The sequence below is a fragment of the Paenibacillus sp. JGP012 genome (assembly GCF_014203995.1).
Classification (GTDB): Bacteria; Bacillota; Bacilli; order Paenibacillales; family Paenibacillaceae; genus Paenibacillus; species Paenibacillus silvae.
Map to the genome: position 1 here is coordinate 15083 of NZ_JACHKG010000027.1, position 21407 is coordinate 36489.

General features: G+C 46.4%; 18 protein-coding genes. 1 reads left to right on the forward strand and 17 read right to left on the reverse strand.

All coding sequences use genetic code 11. The features are described 5' to 3' along the window. Nucleotides 1–144: 144 nt before the first annotated feature. Nucleotides 145–1584, reverse strand: coding sequence for a cardiolipin synthase (cls, locus tag HNR77_RS23640; RefSeq protein ID WP_184189794.1), 1440 nt, complete (start codon nucleotides 1582–1584; stop codon nucleotides 145–147). A 373-nt stretch (nucleotides 1585–1957) separates the two neighbouring features. On the opposite strand from cls, the gene HNR77_RS23645 reads away from it, so the two are divergent. Next, nucleotides 1958–3310 (forward strand): hemolysin family protein, encoded by a 1353-nt coding sequence (locus HNR77_RS23645; RefSeq protein WP_184189796.1) that lies wholly within the window; start codon nucleotides 1958–1960, stop codon nucleotides 3308–3310. Nucleotides 3311–3427: 117 nt separating this feature from the next. Here HNR77_RS23645 and HNR77_RS23650 read toward each other — a convergent pair whose 3' ends face one another. The 16 genes from HNR77_RS23650 to HNR77_RS23725 all read right to left on the reverse strand — a co-directional run bounded on the left by HNR77_RS23650 (nucleotide 3428) and on the right by HNR77_RS23725 (nucleotide 21399). After that, nucleotides 3428–4504, reverse strand: coding sequence for an AI-2E family transporter (locus HNR77_RS23650; protein WP_184189797.1), 1077 nt, complete (start codon nucleotides 4502–4504; stop codon nucleotides 3428–3430). A 137-nt stretch (nucleotides 4505–4641) separates the two neighbouring features. Then, nucleotides 4642–5436, reverse strand: coding sequence for an ABC transporter permease (locus tag HNR77_RS23655; protein WP_184189799.1), 795 nt, complete (start codon nucleotides 5434–5436; stop codon nucleotides 4642–4644). Next, complete coding sequence (locus HNR77_RS23660) at nucleotides 5429–6340, reverse strand: ABC transporter ATP-binding protein (protein WP_184189800.1); 912 nt, start codon at nucleotides 6338–6340, stop codon at nucleotides 5429–5431. The genes HNR77_RS23655 and HNR77_RS23660 overlap by 8 nt, the downstream gene beginning before the upstream one ends. Before the next feature lie 571 nt (nucleotides 6341–6911). After that, a complete protein-coding gene (locus HNR77_RS23665) occupies nucleotides 6912–7424 on the reverse strand; it encodes a hypothetical protein (RefSeq protein ID WP_184189802.1) in 513 nt (170 codons plus the stop codon). Nucleotides 7425–7530: 106 nt separating this feature from the next. Further along, the gene (locus HNR77_RS23670) at nucleotides 7531–8079 is read right to left on the reverse strand and encodes a VanZ family protein (protein ID WP_184189805.1); all 549 of its coding nucleotides are present in this window, start codon (nucleotides 8077–8079) and stop codon (nucleotides 7531–7533) included. Nucleotides 8080–8113: 34 nt separating this feature from the next. After that, complete coding sequence (locus tag HNR77_RS23675; RefSeq protein WP_184189807.1) at nucleotides 8114–9031, reverse strand: LCP family glycopolymer transferase; 918 nt, start codon at nucleotides 9029–9031, stop codon at nucleotides 8114–8116. Nucleotides 9032–9071: 40 nt separating this feature from the next. Then, nucleotides 9072–10403 (reverse strand): UDP-glucose dehydrogenase family protein, encoded by a 1332-nt coding sequence (locus tag HNR77_RS23680; protein ID WP_184189809.1) that lies wholly within the window; start codon nucleotides 10401–10403, stop codon nucleotides 9072–9074. Then, nucleotides 10400–11788, reverse strand: a complete 1389-nt coding sequence (locus HNR77_RS23685) for a sugar phosphate nucleotidyltransferase (RefSeq protein ID WP_184189811.1) — start codon at nucleotides 11786–11788, stop codon at nucleotides 10400–10402. Before HNR77_RS23685 ends, HNR77_RS23680 begins: the two co-directional genes overlap by 4 nt. A gap of 20 nt (nucleotides 11789–11808) precedes the next feature. Continuing rightward, complete coding sequence (locus HNR77_RS23690; protein ID WP_260410829.1) at nucleotides 11809–13116, reverse strand: oligosaccharide flippase family protein; 1308 nt, start codon at nucleotides 13114–13116, stop codon at nucleotides 11809–11811. 75 nt (nucleotides 13117–13191) lie between these two features. Continuing rightward, the gene (locus HNR77_RS23695; protein WP_184189815.1) at nucleotides 13192–14391 is read right to left on the reverse strand and encodes a glycosyltransferase family 4 protein; all 1200 of its coding nucleotides are present in this window, start codon (nucleotides 14389–14391) and stop codon (nucleotides 13192–13194) included. Between the two features lie 52 nt (nucleotides 14392–14443). Next, nucleotides 14444–15589, reverse strand: a complete 1146-nt coding sequence (locus tag HNR77_RS23700; RefSeq protein WP_184189817.1) for a glycosyltransferase family 4 protein — start codon at nucleotides 15587–15589, stop codon at nucleotides 14444–14446. A gap of 36 nt (nucleotides 15590–15625) precedes the next feature. Beyond that, a complete protein-coding gene (locus HNR77_RS23705; protein WP_184189819.1) occupies nucleotides 15626–16708 on the reverse strand; it encodes a glycosyltransferase family 4 protein in 1083 nt (360 codons plus the stop codon). A 1-nt stretch (nucleotide 16709) separates the two neighbouring features. Then, nucleotides 16710–17879: a glycosyltransferase gene (locus HNR77_RS23710; RefSeq protein WP_184189821.1), complete on the reverse strand. Its 1170-nt coding sequence runs from the start codon at nucleotides 17877–17879 to the stop codon at nucleotides 16710–16712. Next, nucleotides 17876–19183: a hypothetical protein gene (locus HNR77_RS23715; RefSeq protein ID WP_184189823.1), complete on the reverse strand. Its 1308-nt coding sequence runs from the start codon at nucleotides 19181–19183 to the stop codon at nucleotides 17876–17878. Before HNR77_RS23715 ends, HNR77_RS23710 begins: the two co-directional genes overlap by 4 nt. Before the next feature lie 7 nt (nucleotides 19184–19190). Next, on the reverse strand, nucleotides 19191–20384 hold the full coding sequence (locus tag HNR77_RS23720; protein WP_184189825.1) for a glycosyltransferase family 4 protein: 1194 nt from the start codon (nucleotides 20382–20384) through the stop codon (nucleotides 19191–19193). A gap of 31 nt (nucleotides 20385–20415) precedes the next feature. Beyond that, on the reverse strand, nucleotides 20416–21399 hold the full coding sequence (locus HNR77_RS23725) for a UDP-glucuronic acid decarboxylase family protein (RefSeq protein WP_184189827.1): 984 nt from the start codon (nucleotides 21397–21399) through the stop codon (nucleotides 20416–20418). Nucleotides 21400–21407: the final 8 nt, after the last annotated feature.

The window sequence follows — 21407 nt, forward strand, 5'->3', positions numbered from 1 at the left end:
TTTCCCGCAGACTCCCCTCCTTCGCCAAGACATGATTTATATAACTATTATATCATAAAAGATCAAACTGGAGCAAAATAGTTAGCAAAAAGAAGATAAATTCGAAAAAAGTGAATTTATCTTCAGAAATTTGCCCTAAATCGGCTAAAGAAGCGGAGAAAGCATGCGAGAAAGCATTTCAGCCCCTTTTTGCCAGCGTGAGCGATGTTGAAATTGCTGTGTGTCGATCTGACTGCATACCTCGAGATCACGTTCGAAATCCGCAAGCAGACGATGGATGGAAGAACTTTCGAACAATACCGCCGTTAGTTCAAAGTTACAGAAAAAGCTGCGCATATCCATGTTCGCTGTCCCTACCGTTGCCAGCAGCTCATCCACAATCATCACTTTGGCATGAACAAAGCCTTTCCTGTACTGATAGAACTTCACTCCAGCTCGCAGCAGCTCTTCAAGATAGGATAGTGATGCCAGGTGCACCAGCTTCGAATCCGATTGGTATGGAATGATAATCCGCACATCAACTCCGCTGACCGCAGCGGTTTTGAGAGCCTCATACAGAGCCGGGTCAGGGATGAAGTAAGGCGAAGTAATATAGATTCGTTCACAAGCAACCGAAATCGCTCCAAAACACATCTCCTGAATTGCATCCCAATCCTGATCAGGCCCGCTCCCCAGAATCTGAATACGTTCATCTCCGCTGCAAATATGCGGCGGGAACAATTCCCCAAGCTGCGGCTCCATCATTCGTTTGCCCGAGGCCAGCTTCCAGTCATTCAGAAACGTACTCTGCAGGAAATAAACCGCATCCCCTTCGATCTGTACATGGGTATCCCGCCAGAAGCCCACCTCCGGGTATTGCCCCAGATAGTCATCCCCCACGTTAATCCCGCCAACAAAACCCACCTTGCCATCCACTACGACAATTTTACGGTGGTTGCGGTAATTGACCCGGCGATCAATCGTTGCAATCAGCGGCGGCAGGAAAAAATGAAACTCCACGCCTGCGTCATGGAGCTTGCGGATAAAACTCCAGCTCATCTTGTGACTTCCTAACCCGTCGCAGATGAACCGTACCTTCACTCCCTCCTTCGCTTTGCGGATCATCAGCTCTTGAAACCGGGTACCAATGACATCATCGCGAAAAATGTAAAACTCGACATGCAGATGATGTTCGGCCTTCTCCATCTCCCTTAACATGGCTGCGAATGCCTCTTCGCCATTCGTAAGCACTTTACTCCGATTGCAGCCCGTAATGGGACTCTCGGACAGATGGGAGAGCAAATTAAACAGCCGATGCTGGTGGTTGTAACGATCCCCGGGCATCTGGGCAATATCATCGACAATGTGCGCCTGCTTCCAGATGGTTTCACGCATCTCCCGAAAGATCCGTGAGCCGCCCTTGCGAAGCTTTTTTCGTTTGCTGTAGTCCTGGGCTACAAAATAATACACGACGAATCCAATTAGAGGTACGCAAAACAATATAAACAACCATGCCACAGCTTTAGCCGGGTTGCGGAATTCCAGCAAAAGAATGGTGGCAGCCTGAAAAATAAATACAAGTAAAATAATGACCAGCCAAAACATGCGGCTCCCCCTCTATGTCATACTCTCTGAAGCTTTTTACCTTTTTTTTCATAAAAAGTAATATTTCAACCCGCATAGTTATGCACTTCGTTATAATTATGCCGTGCTTTCACTTAACCAGCTTTGACGATATTGCACACAGCTAATCATAGATACCCAATGAAGGTCATATTCGTAACGGAGGATTAGATAAAATTTTACATACCTCCCCTTCTCATTCTCTGAATTATCACTAAAACCTTGTGCTTGTACACTTTTTGTCTGCTTCACCTTTCCAGACTCTTCCTCTTTTCTTCGGGAAAGGTGGTCTTCTTACGTAAAATTAGATATAATACTCGTTAAAACTTATTACTTAAAAGGAGAAGAGTAGTGAATGGACAGTGAGAGGTATGCGTTAAATTTGGTTTTGGTTGCATTTTTGATAGGTTTATCGGCATTTTTTGTGGCAGTGGAGTTCGCTCTGGTACGGGTTCGTCCGAGCCGGATCGATCAAATGATTGCTGAAGGGAACAAGCGTGCACTTGCGGTAAAGCAGGCCGTTGCTAATCTGGATGGATATCTGTCTGCTTGTCAGCTCGGGATTACCATTACATCTCTCGGACTGGGCTGGCTTGGTGAACCAACGGTTGAGAAGATTCTCCACCCTGTGTTTGAAAGCATGAGTATCCCGGATGCGCTGGCTTCCTTCTTGTCATTTGTTATTGCCTTTGTAGCGATCACTTATTTGCACGTGGTTGTAGGTGAACTGGCACCAAAAACGATTGCGATCCGCAAAGCCGAGACTGTTGCACTGCTGACGTCCGGACCTATCATCTTGTTTAACCGAGTGATGTATCCTTTTATCTGGCTGTTAAACGGCTCTGCGAACCAACTGGTCAAACTGTTTGGCATCAAGCCTGCTTCCGAGCATGAAGATGCTCACTCCGAAGAAGAGCTGCAGATCATTATCAATGAAAGCTTCGAGAGCGGCAAAATCAATCAGGCAGAATTTGGTTATGTAAGCCGAATCTTTGCTTTTGACGAGATGCTGGCCAAAGAGATTATGGTTCCCCGGACCGATATGGTCTGCCTTTATCTGAATAAAACGAATGAGGAAAATCTTGAAATCATTCGAGAGGAACAGTATACCCGCTTTCCGGTAGTTAACGAGAGCAAGGACGACATTATCGGTATTATCAATACAAAGCAATTTTTCCTCGAGCTGTATGGCAATACAGAACCCGTGGACCTGTCTTCCCTGATTCAGCCCGTGTCGGCTGTTCATGAGACCACCCCGGTCAAGGACCTGCTCAAGAAAATGCAGAAGGACGGCGTGCACATCGCTGTGCTTGTGGATGAATACGGAGGCACCTCTGGTATTGTTACCATCGAGGACGTACTGGAACAGATTGTTGGCGAGATTCGGGACGAATTCGACGCCGATGAAGAGGAAGAAATCCAGATTGTGAATGAGCATTATGTCATTATGGATGGCAAGGTTTCGCTCTCGAAGGTTAATGATATGTTTATGTCTTCTCTCGATGCGGACGAGTGGGATACGATTGGCGGATGGCTTTACAGCCACCGCCCGGAGATGAATGAACAGGAAGAGTACGAGTATGAGAACCTGACCTTTGTCCTGCTGGAAAAAGATAAAAATCGTTTCTACAAGGTTGCAATCGTGCCTAAAGAACCGCTGAATATGTCAGATTACACGGACGAGGACGAGAAAGAAGCTCACGCATAATTCATATTGGAAAAGGTCTGTCCCATCGTCATCAATGACAAGAGGACAGACCTTTTTATGTTGATGCATGAAGCAGCCGCACCATCCATTCCTCTCCAGACACACCCGGCTTGCAGCTCATTTGTCCACTGCTTTATCCTCGACGATGCGATTCTGTATTTTACGGAATATAATCTTCAGAATCATATACAGCGGAATAATGATAATCATGCCGAGAATGTTACCCAGATCAGCTCCCACAAGCAGCAGAATAACTGTAGTCAACGGGTGGATATCGAGCTGTTTGCCATATACATAGGGTGAGATCAGATTATCCTGAATCTGCTGTGCGATGACGATAATAATCAGAGACCATAACGCCATCGAAGGGGAATCGATAAAAGCCACGATCACAACGGGAATTGCTGCCAGCAACGCTCCAACATAAGGGATAAAGTTCAGAATAATCGAAACCACCGTTAATAACAGCGCGTAGGGCAGGCCTATAATGATAAAACCGATAAACATCAGAATCCCCAGCGCCACATTAACAATCACCCGGCCCACGATATAATTGCTTAACGCCTCATCAATCTCATGAACCGTTTCTTCCCCGTCTTTTCGGTAATGTCTTGGCAGCAGCAGTGTCAGATTCGAACCGAATTTGCTGCCTTCCTTCAGCATGTAATAGAGCATGATCGGGAACGTCGCCAAAATAACGACCAGATTGGACACCACCGAAAATAAACCCGAGACATAATCGGTGACCTGCGTAATGCCCTGGCTTAGATACTGGGAGAATCTCGTAAATATATCCGAATTCTCAGGCATGTACCGGGCCAGGAAGCGGTTGTTCTCCAGTGCCTTGATCTGCTCTACCAGAGACGAGATCAGTGCGGGTGTATTTTCAATAAAATTCCACAGCTGCTCCCGCAGGGATGGCCACACCAGAACACTGAAACCTGCAATCAAAAGTCCTATAGCTACATAAATAATCAGTACCGACAGAGCACGCTTGATCTTGTGCCGTTCCATGAAATCCACGAGCGGGCGCAGCAGGTAATAGAAAAATCCCGCAATCAGCAATGGAATAATAATGATATGAATCAGAGAAGTCAGTGGGCGGAAAATAAAATTCACTTTATCTCCCAGATAAACGATCAGCAGAATCAAAATAATGGCTGTGCATACGCGGTAAAATTTATTGTTTATCAAGCAGTGTGATCCCTCCGTGCGCTGCCATATGAATTGGACTGCGGCGATAATATATATCTAGCTTTACAATACCAGTATGTACCCGGAATGAACAGCTATGCCTCAGGCAAACAAAAAAACAAAAAAAGAGGCAGGTGTTAACCTGCCACGTCTCTCTTGTTGAATACTACCCAGGATATCACCATAAAAATGACATAATATACGGCAAGCACCGCCAGAGAGAATCCTAGCGTCATGCCTTCACTGGGGCCGTTCATTAACCCTATATCCGATGAAGTATTCATATATTTGCTCAGATCCATATTGTTGAACAGAACATATTTGGCCCATGCATAACGGTCGGGATTAAAGATCAATGAGAATATGTTTTGCGTAAACATAATAAACAGTGACAGACCGATGGCAAGAGCGCCCGAACGAAATACCGAAGATACCATAAAGGCAATCGCAAGTGTAATGAAAAGATCAATATACAGATATCCCCACATCGTTAGCGCATTAGCTGCTGTTACTCCACTTCCTGCCGGTGCATCATGAGAGAACAGAATATACGAGGTGAGCATGGCCATACCGATAACCAGCAGTGTACTCAAAATACTGAAGCCCACTACAGTCAAATATTTGGAAGCCAGAATTTTGCTGCGTGACCACGGACGAATAAGCAACAGCTTGATCGTTCCCCAAGTGAATTCCCCTGCAACCGACTCCGCTGCGATCACAACACAGAAGATCGTGTTGAGGAAAAATGAAACCTGAACCGCCGTAACCGCTGCTTGCCAGTATATGATCTCACTCGACCCAAAGCCTTCCCGCATTAACACAGGCATCAATATCGAGATCAGTGCCAGAATAGCCAGCATGACCCAGGTACGTACCCGACGAAATACCTTCATGTTTTCATTCAGCAACAGCTTGCCAAAATGATTACCCAATGCTGCCACCTCCAGTTACCTGCAAAAATTGATCTTCAAGCGTACGCGTCACACTGCGAATGCTGTACACCTGTACCCCCGCCTGTACCAGCTTGGCATTCATTGCAGGAATCTGTTCACGCGATAGCGGCATAACGATAACATGGCTCTGGATCGTTGCCTCACCACCGAGAAGCTGAGCGGCACGTTCAGCATCATCAACTTCAAAGGCCACATCGATTAGAGCATCTGAAGTTTTTTCATCCCGCAGATTACGGACATCAATCAGTTTACCGTTCTGAATGATAGCAACGGTGTCACACATCAATTCCATCTCCGACAACAGATGGCTTGAGACAAAAACGGTAATTCCCTCCTCACGGGTGAGAAGCCGCAGATAGTCCCTGAGCTCCCTGATCCCTTGAGGGTCCAGACCGTTCGTAGGCTCGTCCAGAACAAGCAGCTTGGGTCTATGTAATATAGCCTGCGCAACACCAAGACGCTGACGCATACCCAAGGAGTAGGTTTTCACCTTATCATGAATGCGAGCACTCAGCCCCACACGCTCAATGGTCTCGGCAATACGTTCCTTGGTTACCCCTGGTGACATGCGCGCAAAGTGTACCAGATTCTGATAACCTGTCAGAAACTTGTACATCTCGGGATTTTCTACAATTGCCCCTACTTGAGATATCGCTTTTTCAAACTCATTCTTCACACTGTATCCAGAGATGAAAATATCTCCTTTACTAATGGACATCAAGCCTACCATCATGCGAATCGTTGTTGTTTTCCCCGCACCATTAGGCCCTAAAAAACCAAAAACCTGCCCCGGAGAAATATCCAGGGTCAGGTCGCTGACCAATGATCGGGAGGAAATGATCTTGCTGACGCCTTGAAGTCGGACAACCGGCTCCTGCTGCATTCCATCCTCTCCTTCATGGACGGACATGATTTATGCCCGTTTCTCATATGAACATAGTGTATCATAATCTTTAGTATATTGTCCTGCAAACTGGGTTTTTCCTTCACGTTTTGACTCAACTACACACGCTTCACAGCATCCAAGCGGCATTTCACTCCGGTAAAATCCGGTCCGAAACACGTGATTGCCTCCATAGCCCTCTTCCTTTCCGGTAAAGTCACTGGTGATCGGCACAATCATCCCACAACTGACACAGTAAAAGCGGCCCGTTTCATTCAATGGAATACCTTCCCCTCACAGAGAGCCTTTGGTCCCTGTTATTTGTCGTTAGGTGCTGAAAATTGATACATTTTGTATCCTAATTCGTAATTTACTTGACACCGGGACTATTGTCAAGATTTTCAAGCACAAAAACAGGATGAAATTCAAAAAAAACGCTATAAATGCGACAAAAGTCTCGCATTTATAGCGTCTGATTCGGGACTTATGATACGAATTGGTGTGGTTAACCTTCAAATATATTACGTTAAATGTTACATTCTCTACAAACTCATATATGTACAACGCTCTCTCATGCGGACGAAGCTTTGTCTTGCTTCCCCTGCTGTTCAGGATAATACCATAGAAGTGTCCACTGCTTTCCGTCCAGTACAAGATAACAAGTCTGAACCAGATCGAATTGACCAAATGTCCCCAAATACGTTTGGGTCACTTTAATTCGATAGGCTTCCGGAAACGGCTTCACGCCCTGAATGATCTCGACATCAAATCCCCGCTCCGGCGGCTCCATCTCTAATTCGAACGTCTGCACTCCAAAATGCTGCATAAAGATATGTGCTCTGTTCTGCACATAAGCACTTTTCGGGAATCGTTCCTTCATCAAAGGATGAAACAGTTCCCATGAGCTTCCGAAATCACCCGTTTGCTCGTATTTGTAAAACTGCTCTGCTGCAGCTGCAGCCTCGGCTGGTGCGTCCGCACGGAACAATGCCGAGCTTCTGGCAATCAACCATAACAAAAGCAGCACAAACAGAAAAAAGCCTATTTTTTGAAGCAGCGCATTTCGATTTCTTCTTCGCAGCATGTTCCAGCCCCCTTGTCCTGCTTCCTGCTACCCCATATGTATGATGGTTTACAAGCAAGTAGAAGCATTACGGAGCTGGAAACTGCATTTCCTGGGAAATCCTTTTTTATTTTCTCCTAAACAAAGCCCTGATTGCTGCATAAACCGCGATACCGAAACAGCCACCGATCAGGTCTACACCGACATCCCTGATCGAGCTTGTCCGTTCGGGACTGAATTGCTGAATATACTCATCAATGGAGGCGATAAGCGCAACCACAATTAATGCGAGCAGGATACATGTTCTCATATTCACACGCTTGTATCGCAGTCCGCCGTACACAAGCGCAGCAAGCACAGCATAAACAAATACATGTGCCGTTTTGCGAAAGAAAAACTCCACAAAAGCATATGGATTTTGCTTTAACGAATACTCATGCCCGCTATACGTAAATTGCACATCAGGCAGTATAAACCCGATGTGCATCTTCTGTGACAGTTTCTGGAGCCAAGGCTGTATATCCTGCTGCTGATAGGATTGTGCAGACATAGACCAGATTATCGCAATCCAGATGACAACCAGCAGCAGTCGCAAAGCACTTCTATATGAGTCTCGTTTTCGCTGATGCTTTTGTTTCCTCGTTTCCCACTCCTTCACCTTCAGCATTACTTTCATCACTTCCCCTGCTGGATGACACCACGTCAGACTCTTACTGTTCCATATGCTGCTTCAATATCCCGTGGATGCGCTCCTTTTCCTGCTGATCTACGATAAAATAATAAATACCGTTGATCTTCTTGCCCGTGCCTTTAATCTCTACTGTATCGATCTCTTCCAGATCACTCCGGTAATCCAGAATCAGCTCTTTCATCTCGTCAAACGTCAAGTCGGTTCTTACATGTGTTCCTAATTCATCCAGCATATTCTGAAGCTGCATCACACTGGAGAACTGCATTGTATTTTTCATAACCTGCTTTAATACCTCACGTTGACGATCATTTCTTCCCAGGTCACCCTTGGGATCATCGTAACGCATCCTGGAGAATCCGAGCGCGGCTGCACCGTCTAGGTGAATATTCCCCTGCTCATATCGCTTACCTTCGTAGTCAAAAGCAAATGGATTATTCACATTTACACCGCCGACCAGATCGATGATTTTGGAGAAACCCTCCATATCCACCTTCATATAATAATGAATAGGTATGCCCAGAAATTGCTCCACAGTTGCCAGCGACATATCTACGCCGCCAAACGCGTAAGCGTGATTGATTTTGTCCTCGGTGCTGCGACCGACAATTTCTGTCCGGGTATCTCGCGGAATATTAAACATAAGCACTTTCTTTTTCGCCGGATTCACACTTAATACAATCATCGTATCCGAACGTCCCCGGTCATGTGCACGCTCATCCACGCCAAGAATCAGTGCGTTGAAGGGCTCTTTGCGATTAAAATCAACCTGCTGACCGCCTGTGACATTCGTTACCGACACTGGTTTCACCGGATTACGCGGCTCATAGATCTGATCTGCTGTTGATTTGACCGATTGGTAAAGAACCATCGCATAACCAAATACCACGATTATAAACAGGGATACGATCCACACTGTCCATTTCATCCACTTTTTCATCAGATTTTCCTCGCTCGTATTTGTTATATTCACTGCCAGCTCAGATGATCGCTTGTGCTTTCCCCTCCAGCTTGGTCAGCCCCGGACGTCCCACTGAATAATATTGGAAGGCAGACGTTTGAATCTGTTCTGCACTGTACACATTACGACCGTCAATCATCACAGGCTCCTTCATCATTTGGGCTAACACATGGAGATCCACCTGAGCAAACTCCTTCCATTCTGTAAGCACACAGAGTGCATCTGCGCCTTGAGCAGCATGAAGCGGGGTATCCTGCCACGAAATGGAGGACATATCAATCTCCTTACGGAAATTATCCGTTGCAATCGGATCATATGCCTTAACATACGCACCCGCATCAATCAGGTGCTGCACAATATCGATAGCCGGTGCGTCACGAACATCATCCGTATCCGGTTTGAATGCCAGTCCCCAGACCGCAATTGTTTTACCTGTCAATGATCCAATGGCTTCCTCCAGCTTGTGGATCACTTGCATGCGCTGGTCCTGATTTACCTCTACAACGGATTTCAACATTCTGAAATCATAGTCCACCATACCTGCAATCTGGATTAATGCCTGCGTATCTTTGGGAAAACAGGAACCTCCATAACCGATGCCTGCCTTCAAGAAAGCCGAACCGATACGCTTGTCATACCCCATGCCTTCAGCTACACGGGTAACATCTGCTCCAACCTTTTCACAAATATTCGAAATTTCATTAATAAACGATATTTTGGTCGCCAGAAATGCATTGGATGCGTACTTGATCATTTCGGCTGAGCGAATGTCTGTGATAACCAGGTTGTTGGTTAACGGCCGATGCAGCTTCTTCAACGTTTGGATGGCCCGTTCACTGCTCGTTCCGATAACAATCCGGTCGGGATTCAGAGTATCCTTGATCGCTGACCCTTCACGCAGAAATTCGGGAACCGAGGCTACATCAAAGGGCTGGGAGGAAATGCTGCGAATCAGATCGCGAATACGGTCATTGGTGCCCACAGGAACCGTGCTTTTGGTCACGATAATTTTGTAGCTTTCGAGGTGGGTTCCGATCTCGACCGCCACCTGCTCTACATAACTCAGATTGGCCTCGCCGTTTGGCAGAGAAGGGGTACCTACGGCAATAAAGATAATGTCCGACTGGTGTATTGCCTCGCCGATGCTGGATGTGAACGATAATTTACCTGCCTGCATATTGGAAGTCATCAGCTCTTTAAGACCAGGCTCATAGATGGGAACGATGCCCTCATTCAGCATCTCGACTTTGGACTCGTTATTATCCACACAGATGACCTGATTACCGATCTCCGAGAAGCATACTCCTGAGACAAGACCAACGTACCCTGTTCCAATCACCGTAATATTCATCTTGTTTTCCCCCAATTCACGCAATTTTGTAAAATATCTTCCCACGCCATCTCAATACGCACGATATCCTCTTCGACCAGCTCACTACCCATCTGCACCTCGATAATTTCGAGCTCTGTCAATGCTTTTACGCTGTGCTTTCCACCTGCAGGGATGGAGATAACATCCCCTTGATGCAGTGATCTCAGCTCACCGTTGATAATGAGTTCACCTTGACCAGAAACAACGGTCCATACTTCGTTCCGTTTCAGGTGATACTGGTACGAAAAGTTTTTGTTCGGCTCAATGATGATACGTTTGGTCAACACCTCTTCGCCTTTATCATTGCGTGTATAATCAAGCACCCTGTAGCAGCCCCAGCGGCGTTCCTCATACATCGGGCGCTCTGTGCTGTCCTTCAGCACCTCTTTGATCTGCGGGCTTGCCTCTTTCTCGCTGACCAGGATGCCGTCGGGGCTTGTCGCTACAATCAGATTGGATACGCCCAGCACACATACCGGGATGTTCAATTCATTGATCAGATGTGTGTTTACCGTACTGTTTGTCATGACACCTTTACCAACAATCGTTGTGCTCATCTCATCCGTCAGCGTATTCCATGTCCCGAGGTCTTTCCAATATCCTTCATAAGGCGTAACCACGATATGGCTCGCCTTCTCTACCACCTGATAATCAAAGCTGATCTTCTGCAATCGTCCATACTGCTTCAGCATTTCCTCATACTGAATGGGCAGCTCCAGTGAGATCAGCAGGTTGATCAGATAATTCAGCTTGAAGGCAAAAACCCCGCAATTCCAAAGGGCAGATTGTGCAATCATCTCTGCCGCTTCAGCTTCACGGGGTTTCTCTTGAAAACGGGATACTTTGGCGTAACGTATATTCGGTTCAGGTTCAGACTGCTCTGGAATGATGTATCCATACTTCTCAGAAGGATAGGTTGGCTTCACACCAATCAAGGCAAGCTCAGCACCGGACTCATGCAGCACGTCCTCCAGCTCTGTAACTTTATGAAAAAAGGATTCCTCTACGTAAGGGTCTACAGGCAGCACCGCCACGGTTTCATTCAGGCTGACCTCCTGCACGGAGTACAGATAGACTGCTGCAAGAGCGATCGCCGGGAACGTATCTCTGCGTTCAGGCTCAACAACCAGATCAACTTCATAACCGAGCTGACTTCGCAGAATCTCCACCTGCGGTTTACTCGTTGCAATCGTTGCTTGTTCACTCAGCCCGGTATGCTTCAGCTGTCTCCATACGCGCTGTACCATCGATTCAGTCTGTCCTTGCTCACCATCCAGCACTTTCAAAAATTGTTTGGACCTCGTGTCATTGGACAACGGCCATAACCTTTTGCCTGATCCGCCGGAGAGAAGTACGATTCTCATGTGTTCACTCCATTCTTTTTCTATTTCGTGACATTTTTGATGTTTCTGTTTCTCTTCAATATATTTTTCTCATACAAACGCTCACGTAAAAATTCAAAATCACCCTTGTCATACACAATCTGTTTCAGAGGAATTTTACAAATCATTTTTAAAGCCAGCATGGACACAAACATTCGTATAATGGAACCAACGAGCAGTGTGATCCCAACCCCGTTTAAACCTAAAGTCGGAGTAATATAGAAAAACAAAAAAATCATAACTGACACTGAAGAAACCTGCCCGACAAGAATTACTTCCGGTCGACCTAGTGCATTAAATGAAGAGGCCAGAATACCGGCACCTCCAGCAACAATGCATTCCAGAGAAAGCAAATAAAAGACAAAACTCGCTTCCAAAAACTCTTTTCCATATAAAAGTCCCATTAAATACCGACCAATAAACAGGCTAGGTATAACAATAATGATCATCAGAACCATACTGCTTCGGAATGATCTGCCGACAAGACTGAAGACCTTTTCCTTCTCGAGACCAGCAGCTTTGGGGAAAATCACATTGGCGATGGCCGTCTGAATAACGTTAAACATGCGGGACAGGGCATAAACGACAGAATACAAACCAAAATCACGCGGCGTGAGCAAAGCCAAAATGATGATCTTGTCAAATTGGTTGTATAACGTATTGAACAGCTCAACCCCGCTTACTCTTCCAGCAAAAGAAAACAAGTATAATTTGGATCGGATCTGGAATTCCTTCATTTTTGTAGAGATGTGCATCCGCAACGTATAACAATAAAACACCAATACGATAGCGTGTGACATGAAACTCACGAGTATGGCCCGTTCCAAAGAAAGGGTCCCGCTGAGCCATAACAAAAGCAGTCCAAATAAATTAATTAACGTAGCAAACAGTCTTGCCAGATTGAAGATATGGAACTTTTCCGTTCCTTGTGCAGTGGCTGCCAGCACGCCAGCCAAAAGAAAAACAGGCGTCAGAGAAAGAATGTACACTTTCGCAATATAGATCACATCTGCCGAATAATTGGATAACCAGGAGGATATCCCGAACCAGGTTATAATGCCAATGATGATGCTGACTGGAATTTGAACCATAAAACCAATACCGGTATACATTGGAGTCAGGTCTTTATTTTTTTTGATATGATAAATCAATGACGTTGGCAATCCCAATGTTGCCAGATTGGTAAGAAACCCTGGCCAAAATAATATGGCAGCCAATTCTCCCTTGCCTTCTGCTCCAAATACCCTGGCCGTCAGGATGGAGGTAATGGTTGTAATGCCCATAATCAGAATATTGATTATACTGGTCATGAGGATTGTTTTAATCATACTTTGAGGTCTATGTCCTTTAGCGATAGCAATGCTCATCGAATACTCCGCCTCTCATTACTGCACTTCAACACTGCTGCTTACATTCCGCCCTCTCCCTAATCGGCCGTCATGACGAATCACCTCTTCATAATAGAGCAGATACTTCTGGGACATATTCGTCCAAGTATTATTCAGTGCTACTTCACGAGCCATTTCCCCCATCCTTTTCAATTCATCAGGAGCTTGAACAAATCGAGCCAGTATATTTGAAAGTTCCGCAGCATCATCCGAATTTTGCATAATGTATCCAGCCTGATGTTCCCCTTGGACAGCCGCTATCATTTCAGTCACGCCGGATTGTTCCGTTATAACAACAGGTATCCCTGAGGCAAGTGCCTCCAGAACAACCAGGCTGCAAGCTTCATAACGGGAAGGAAATATGAAGAGATCCACATTACGCATGAGCTCGCCCATATCTTTTCGGAAACCTAGAAAATGTACCCGATCCTCAATGTTCAGCTCTTTTGCCATCTGAGGATAAATGCTTCGATCCGTAGAACCCGCTACAACCAGCTCTATCTCAGGAACAGAACACATGGACTTCAGCACCGTATCCAGATTTTTTCTCGGGCTGCTGATATCACCTGCAAACAAACCTACGACCCGGCCTGAGGCAACTCCCATTCGAGTCTTCAGAGCAGCATCCCTGGGTTGAAACTCGTGCACATCCACTCCGTTATGAATGACCTGCACCTTAGCCGTTTCAATGCCTAATTGAATCAATTCCTTCTTCACTTTCTCTGAAACTGCAATGATTTTACCGCTTCTGCGAAAGGCAAACCGTTCCAGATACGCATTCACCAGCGTGTACAGACCAAAATACCATCGTTTCCAGGAACGGTGTACACGGAAGCTATGTACGGGGGATTTTATCCATGTACTGTGCACAAAGTGAACCGCATTGATGTCCCCTCTAGCCCAGGTGATAAACCCGTTGACCATGACAAGATCAACCTGCTTTGTTTTTCTTAGCTTGCGAATGTGAGTTGCACTTTGAAAGGCAAATATCTGATATCGAAGCAGCCGGGGCAGCTTGAGCGAAGGAAACACCTTGATCCAGCTGGCTCCCTTGTACTCCAGCAGCTCCGGCTCCACTTCATTGGATATCATCACCACTTCATGCCCCTGCCTTAATGCTTCGATTGCAATTTCATAGTTGACTTTGCCTTGTCCCTCTCCTCTGACAACCCTGTGGGTAACGATACATATTCTCATCCTTAATCCTCCCAAATTAGGACATGAAAATGGTGATTACCTTCCATCTTCATCAGACCAGCTGCTTGAGCAGCTGACCGCGATGCGACCACAGACAATGATTGGTCACCCAGTCATATCCGTTATCTCCCATCGTTCTGGCAAGCCCTTCATCTGTCATTAATTCCTCAATCCGTGCCGCAATCTCCTGATCATTCAAAGGGTCAACAAGGTACCCGGTAATTTGATCCTTGACCGCATCGGGAATACCGCCGCTATTGCCTGCAATAACAGGCAACCGATAATAGTTCGCTTCCAAAAATACAATACCGAATCCTTCCACATCACCCTTCTCTTTGATATCCCGGCTGGGCATGATGAAAAGGTCCGAACATTCATATAACTGATGCAGCTCATGATCTGTTGTACGCCCTGTAAAAACAACGACAGACTCCAGTCCATACTCTTTGACCAGCCGTTCGAGTTCTTGCTTATACGGCCCATCTCCGCATATCACGTATTTGAGATCAGGGATGCGTGTAATGAGCTGGCTCACGGCTTTCAAGGTGACATCATGTCCTTTGCGTTCCACAAGCCGTGAGACAGTGATCATCACTTTTTTTCCATGCAGACCATACGTATCCCGAATATCCTCCTGAGTCTCCATATCTCCGCCCAGCTTGCTGACATTCAGCCCTGGTGGAATAATGACGATTCGGCTCTCCGAAACACCCAGCTCCACCAGCCTCGACCTCGTATACTGACTGTTGGCAATCACCTTGTCTGCTCGTTTCAGAATAAACAACAGAAGCGGAAACAAGCTGCTGTTGACCATGCCCATCACATCCAGCCCATGAACATAAGGAAAGTATTTTACCTTAAAAAGCAATTTCATGAACGGACCCGCCAGCCCTACCGGGAATATGTTTACAAAATGAATTTCATCCGTCTTTTTGCGCCACCGGAGCAGCACCAATTGCATCACAAGAATAAGCTGCGAGAGCAGCAGCAGCCCTTTGCTCGAATTCCAGAAAATTCGTTTGCGAATAATCTCAAAATGATTGCTCTCGTCAAATCGCTCTGACTCTGCAGCATGGTTTGATATATTCGTCAGCACCGTTGTCTCTTCTGCCGGCATCTGTGAAATAAGCCCGTAGGCATAATCATGTATCCCTCCCTTATCAGGCGGGAAATCGATCGCAACAAACACTTTGTTCATAGCCTTATCTCCCTTACAAACGTACATTTCCGCTGCTCACACTGTGCTCATAATAATGTTGACCGTATCCTTGGCACATTTGTTCCAGGAGAAAAAGGCGGAATGCTCTCTGCCCTGAACGGACATTCGCTGCCCAAGCTCCGGATCGGACATCATCTCTACGAGACGAGAAGCTGCTTCCTGCGGGTGATGAGGGTCAAAGTAAAGGCCCGCCTCTCCGCACACTTCAGGGATCGAGCCACGTGAGGATACAATGACAGGACAGCCAAGCGCCATCGCCTCCAGGGGAGGTAAGCCAAACCCTTCATACAAGGACGGGAAAATAAACCCGGTGGCATGTTCGTATAGTGCTTTTAACTCTTCATCCGTCACATAGCCCACCCAATTAACATCTTCCGATTCACTCACGGCATGATCGTTGAACACCTTACTGTTCTTTGAGCCTACAATGACAACACTCAGATTCTGCGCCTTCACTTCGGGTAAAATGTCCAGAATTAGCTTGAAGTTTTTATAAGGATTCATCGTGCTGACAGCGAGCACATACGGAGACTTGATCCCGTATTTCTCAAGTGTTCCTTGAGCTGCCTGCCTATGATGGATATGATCAATGCCCAGATGGGTAACCGATACTTTCTGTGCAGCTATTTTGCAGTGCTGAATCAGTTCACCTTTGGAAAAATGAGATACGGTAATGACCTTTTTCGAAATCTTGCCCAAGCGAACCGTCAAAAATTGATACCATGACCGGAAGGCAAAGGAAAATGCCTTTGGATAACTGAACACCGAGGCATCATGAATCGTTACCACCTGATTCCGTTTGAAAGCCGGGCCGGTGTTGCACAGGTTAATCAGCATTCCCTTTTTCGCATAAAACGGCAGTTCCAGCTGCTCCCACACATGCCCCTTCAGCCTGCCTACGATCTGGTGACGGATATGCTTCAGTTCAAGATGAGTAACGACATTGGCGGGTGAAAGCAAACAAAATTCTACCTGGGAGCCGTCCACTTCTCCCACATCAATCAGATGATCCATTTCCTTCACAAGTTCAATCGCATAGCGCTGTACCCCGGTAACGGTCTGTGTCAGGAAACGGGCATTAATGTATATTGTAATCATGTTAATCTCCATTCCTTTTTGAAATTTCCAAACGTGAAGCTGGCGCAGCCGCCTGGAAGCTCACTTCCACATTTCTCGCTTCGTAATAGAGACTCACAAACTCCTCATTCATGCGATCCGAGCTGAACTTCTCTTTATACAGCTGACGACCTGCTTCTCCCATCGCGGCCAATGTGGATTTGTCGAGCTGCAGCAGAATGTCCTTCAAGCCTTCAAGCTGCTCCAGTTCGAAAATATAACCATTCACGCCATGAGTCACAAGCTCTGGCAGTGAAGACCGATTACTTGCAATGACCGGCTTATGATTTTTCATAGCCTCCAGCGCAACCAGTGGCAGCCCTTCCCATCTGGAAGGCATAATAATCGCATCACACTGCTCGTAATAATGATCGATCTCTGCATTATTGACCCAACCTAACCGGATCATATTGTCCGTAAAGGTCCACTCATTTTTTTCCAGCACACTATCTCCAATAATGTATAACTGAATGTGCTGCTGGAGCTCAGGATATTGCCTGAATACATCAAGCAGCAGGTCCAGTCCCTTCTGCCGATCGTATCTGCCCACAAACAAAAGCCTGATCATACTTGCATTCTGCTCGGACTCTTCAAGCTGCGGCAGCAGCTCCGGCGTCCGCTCCCCACCCTCACGCTTGCGGTCTTGCAGGCCGCTGTAGACGAATCGGGATTTGGCAGGAGACATGCCCATACGGATGGACTGCTGCATCTCATATTTTGAGATGTTAACGATAAAATCCGTTTTGAGCTCAAGCATTTTTTCAATCATAAAATAAGCCTTTTTACGCAATGGTTTGGTATCCATCAAAAAAGACCAGCCGTGTGAGCAATAAAATATGCTTGCCTTACGCGGTGTGAAAAAAAACAAGCCCCTTGCAAGCATGCCTGCAAATGAGCTGTGAACATGAATAATATCCGGGTCGATCTGCCGGATGGCCTGGTGAATCTGTCTCATCGCTGAGAGAAAGTGTCTGGGACTGCGCTTGTAGCTGTAACGCAAAATACGCTCGGGCTCCAGATCAAAATCCTTGGCCGAATTATAATCACTCATCAATACATAGACCTCAAACCGGTCACGCTGGTAAGAAACCAGTTCATTTACATACGTGGCTACACCACCCACCACATATTCTCCGATGTGCAAAACCTTCATCCCTGCTCACCCGCTTTATAAGGTATCTCACCTGCACGACGTTGCTGATATAGAGCCATGCCTATAAACATCCAGAAAAAAACGTTGGCAGGAAATAACTCAAGAACATTGGTCGTCAGGCTGGCTGCTGCCACACCTGCACCCATTGCGATAGCCGCCTGAGGAAGTGTAGACACTCCCGGTTCGGACGGAGCTTTCATTCGTTTAACAAGCGTGATAAACAGCAGCATAAATAGAATCAAAAAGTACACGAGTCCGATCCAGCCTGTCTGTTCATACAAGGAAAAGTATTGGTTGTCTACCGCAAAATTGCTGGAGTTCAGACCGATCATATGTGTGCGGCGGCTTGCGGCACCCACCGAGCCAATGCCATTACCGATCATGCCATTCATGGTGAAGGGGGATGTCAGACTGCTCCCCCATGTCTGCAGCCGATCCAGCAGAGAGGAGCTGGAGAGCAGATTTTTGGATTGCAGCAGCCTGCCTCCAAAAAACGCAGCAGCAGGCATTGCCATGAAAACAAACGCCAGAACCAGAATATTTCTCCTGCTGTACTTGCGCATACTCATCATAAAAATAACCACCTGATATACACACCACAGCAGCAACGCCGATCGAATGGTGGATAACAGCAAAAAGCTGATCGTCAGCAGCTGAATGAGGATGCGAAAGCTTCGATGGTTTACAGCCATTCTGGTTCGTTCCGCAATGATGCCGGTCATGAGCAGTGCGTACGCATAACCATCGGGTGAATACGTAATGGAAGATAAACGGGGAACACCTTCAAGATAGTTTTTGATGTTTACTCCATACACGAATCCCATCGTGATTAGCTTTTCTATGCCCAGCGCATATTGAACGCACCACCCTGCAATGAGCATAATAAAAATAACCAGATTGGTTCTGGCAAATGCGAACACCCCGCCATGCTGGGCCATAAACATGCCTGTAAACAGCATGACCAGCGGTAACAAGGTAATCTTGATGCCATAGATCAAAGTCACCACACTGGAACCGACCAGTACATTCAAAGAACCCAATACGACCAGGGACGCTAATACAAACAGGAGCAAGTTCATAAAGTCGATCTGCTGCCGATATACTCGAATCAGTGTATAAACTGCAAGCAGCAGCATGCCGGCATCCTTCAGTGAACGAATGACGATATTATCCACATAGATGGAGATCAACCCGTAAACAGATAGATAGAGCAGCAAAAAATGAATCAACATCATGATCACAGAGGGCGAGGTTTCTGATCTCGCTTGAATTAACACATGTGATTTGACATTCAAAGAAGTCATGTACATCCTAACCTCCACACCCGATTAAATTCTCATAAACGTCCGCATGACTCGCAAGAAGATAATCTTCATTAAAGGATAAGCTGTGCTTGCAGCATTGCAGCATCAGCTCCTGTTTATCCGCTTCGGATAACGCATAGTAGTGAAGAATCTTCTCACGAATCGCGTCGGAACTATGAGCAGTAAAGGAGAAGGTCTCTGCATCCAGCAAAATTTCGGGCATTCCGCCTACTCTTGAAGCATAGACGGGTGTACCGGCTTGATACGATTCAATCACAACCCTGCCAAAAGGTTCATCCCAGGTGGAAGGTACGATCGTCAGGTCCATTTTTTTCATCTGCGAGGTAATTTCCTGTTTGTCGATTTTGCCCACGAACACGATGCGGGAATCCGTTCCAGCCAGTTCCTTCAGTGCACCCAGCATAGGACCGTCACCATGAATAAACAATTTGCCTACAAGCTGTTGATCCAGTTTCTGCACTGCTTCAATCAGATAATGAACTCCTTTGACTTCTGTCAATTGTCCAAAATATCCGATGTGCAGCGGCTGATGATGACGAACCGTTTTGCCCCTGTTCAAATGCTGGTCCTGGTTCCCCTTCTCTACAATGTTGTGTATGACATGCCGGGATGCATTCTCGAAAAAACCAAGCTCTGTATGCTTCCTGAGTACATGCTCGGATATGCCGATAACAGATGCCACCCTGCGACTATATCGTCTGGATATCTGTCTGTAGAACCTGGAGTAGGCGGATATAGCAATAGGTTCGATCAAAGAGAAATCTCGAAGGGTATGCACAACCGGGATATTCAGTTCAAATGCTGCTTTCCAGATCGCCAGACTTAGTCCAGGAATGTTCTGAGTATGGATCAAGGCTGGACGTTTCAGCATAAGATATTCTTTAATATGCCGGTACTGTTTCACATTAAAAATATCCTGAATCCGCCATAACACTTTATCAGAAGTGCTGGTCTGTCTCGCCGTATCGCCGATCCAGTACCGATTGTTAAACGGAAGCCTTGAAATCTCGATCCCGTTAATCTGGTCTGTCTGCACCCCGCCCTCCTTATGTCCACCGACAGTAATAACTTCGACGTCATAACGAGGCTCCAGTGTCTGGGCAAGAATCTGTGTGGATATCTCGGCTCCTCCGATGATATGGGGAGCATATAAACTGTGGGCGATCAGTATTTTGGGCATGCATCTCAACTCGCTTTATTCAGCATCTATTTTATGAGGTTTCCTGTACTGGCACTTGCTCCTGCTGCAGCATGGTCCGATAATGCTGGATGGTACGTCTCAAGCCTTCTTCCAGAGCGATCACCGGTTCCCAGTTCAATATCTCTCTGGCTTTATCAATGACAGGCCGTCTGACCTTGGGATCATCCTCGGGCAGTGGCATAAAAACAATGTTGCTGTCTGACCCTGTCAGCTTCTTCACCAGATAGGCAACCTCAAGTATGGTGTATTCGGCGGGATTGCCAATATTGATAATCTCTCCTTCCGCCCTGTCCTCCGCCATCAACGCTTGTAATCCCCGGATGTTGTCATCCACATAACAGAAGGAGCGTGTCTGCGACCCGTCCCCATACACCGTAATATCCTGACCTGTCAGTGCCTGAGTGACAAAATTGGAGATCACCCGGCCATCGTCATTGCGAAGACCAGAAGAGTAAGTGTTAAATATGCGTGCAACTCGCACGGAAACACGTTGTTTCATGTAGTATTCATAACAAAAAACCTCGCCCAGCCGCTTGGCTTCATCATAACAAGCCCTCGGTCCCCATGTATTCACATTGCCCCGGTAACTCTCCGGCTGCGGATGAATTTCCGGGTCTCCGTACGCTTCACTTGTGCTTGAGTACAGAAACCTGGCGCCCTTCGTCCGGGCCAGCTCCAGCATGTGATAGGTTCCTCGGGTATTCACCCATATCGTGCCGATGGAATCGGCTTGATAAAACTTTGGCGAAGCAGGTGAAGCCAGATGATAAATTTCATGCACCTGCTGATCAGCAAAAATCTCCAGTGAATCCGGATATGTAACATCCGCTTGATGAAACTCGAATCGAGGATTCGCCATGACTTCTTCCAGATTGCGCAGCATGCCTGTGGATAGATTATCCATGCCTGTTACCCGGTGTCCCTGATCAATTAAGGACTTTACAAGATGAGAGCCGAGAAATCCGGCTGCACCTGTCACAACAATATGTTTCATTACATCAC

Bases quoted from the DNA above. Each gene is read 5' to 3' on its own strand.
- cls (WP_184189794.1), bottom strand. From the start codon at position 1,584: ATGTTTTGGCTGGTCATTATTTTACTTGTATTTATTTTTCAGGCTGCC.
- HNR77_RS23645 (WP_184189796.1), top strand. From the start codon at position 1,958: ATGGACAGTGAGAGGTATGCGTTAAATTTGGTTTTGGTTGCATTTTTG.
- HNR77_RS23660 (WP_184189800.1), bottom strand. From the start codon at position 6,340: ATGCAGCAGGAGCCGGTTGTCCGACTTCAAGGCGTCAGCAAGATCATT.
- HNR77_RS23665 (WP_184189802.1), bottom strand. From the start codon at position 7,424: ATGCTGCGAAGAAGAAATCGAAATGCGCTGCTTCAAAAAATAGGCTTT.
- HNR77_RS23670 (WP_184189805.1), bottom strand. From the start codon at position 8,079: ATGAAAGTAATGCTGAAGGTGAAGGAGTGGGAAACGAGGAAACAAAAG.
- HNR77_RS23675 (WP_184189807.1), bottom strand. From the start codon at position 9,031: ATGAAAAAGTGGATGAAATGGACAGTGTGGATCGTATCCCTGTTTATA.
- HNR77_RS23680 (WP_184189809.1), bottom strand. From the start codon at position 10,403: ATGAATATTACGGTGATTGGAACAGGGTACGTTGGTCTTGTCTCAGGA.
- HNR77_RS23685 (WP_184189811.1), bottom strand. From the start codon at position 11,788: ATGAGAATCGTACTTCTCTCCGGCGGATCAGGCAAAAGGTTATGGCCG.
- HNR77_RS23690 (WP_260410829.1), bottom strand. From the start codon at position 13,116: ATGACCAGTATAATCAATATTCTGATTATGGGCATTACAACCATTACC.
- HNR77_RS23695 (WP_184189815.1), bottom strand. From the start codon at position 14,391: ATGAGAATATGTATCGTTACCCACAGGGTTGTCAGAGGAGAGGGACAA.
- HNR77_RS23700 (WP_184189817.1), bottom strand. From the start codon at position 15,589: ATGAACAAAGTGTTTGTTGCGATCGATTTCCCGCCTGATAAGGGAGGG.
- HNR77_RS23705 (WP_184189819.1), bottom strand. From the start codon at position 16,708: ATGATTACAATATACATTAATGCCCGTTTCCTGACACAGACCGTTACC.
- HNR77_RS23710 (WP_184189821.1), bottom strand. From the start codon at position 17,879: ATGAAGGTTTTGCACATCGGAGAATATGTGGTGGGTGGTGTAGCCACG.
- HNR77_RS23715 (WP_184189823.1), bottom strand. From the start codon at position 19,183: ATGACTTCTTTGAATGTCAAATCACATGTGTTAATTCAAGCGAGATCA.
- HNR77_RS23720 (WP_184189825.1), bottom strand. From the start codon at position 20,384: ATGCCCAAAATACTGATCGCCCACAGTTTATATGCTCCCCATATCATC.
- HNR77_RS23725 (WP_184189827.1), bottom strand. From the start codon at position 21,399: ATGAAACATATTGTTGTGACAGGTGCAGCCGGATTTCTCGGCTCTCAT.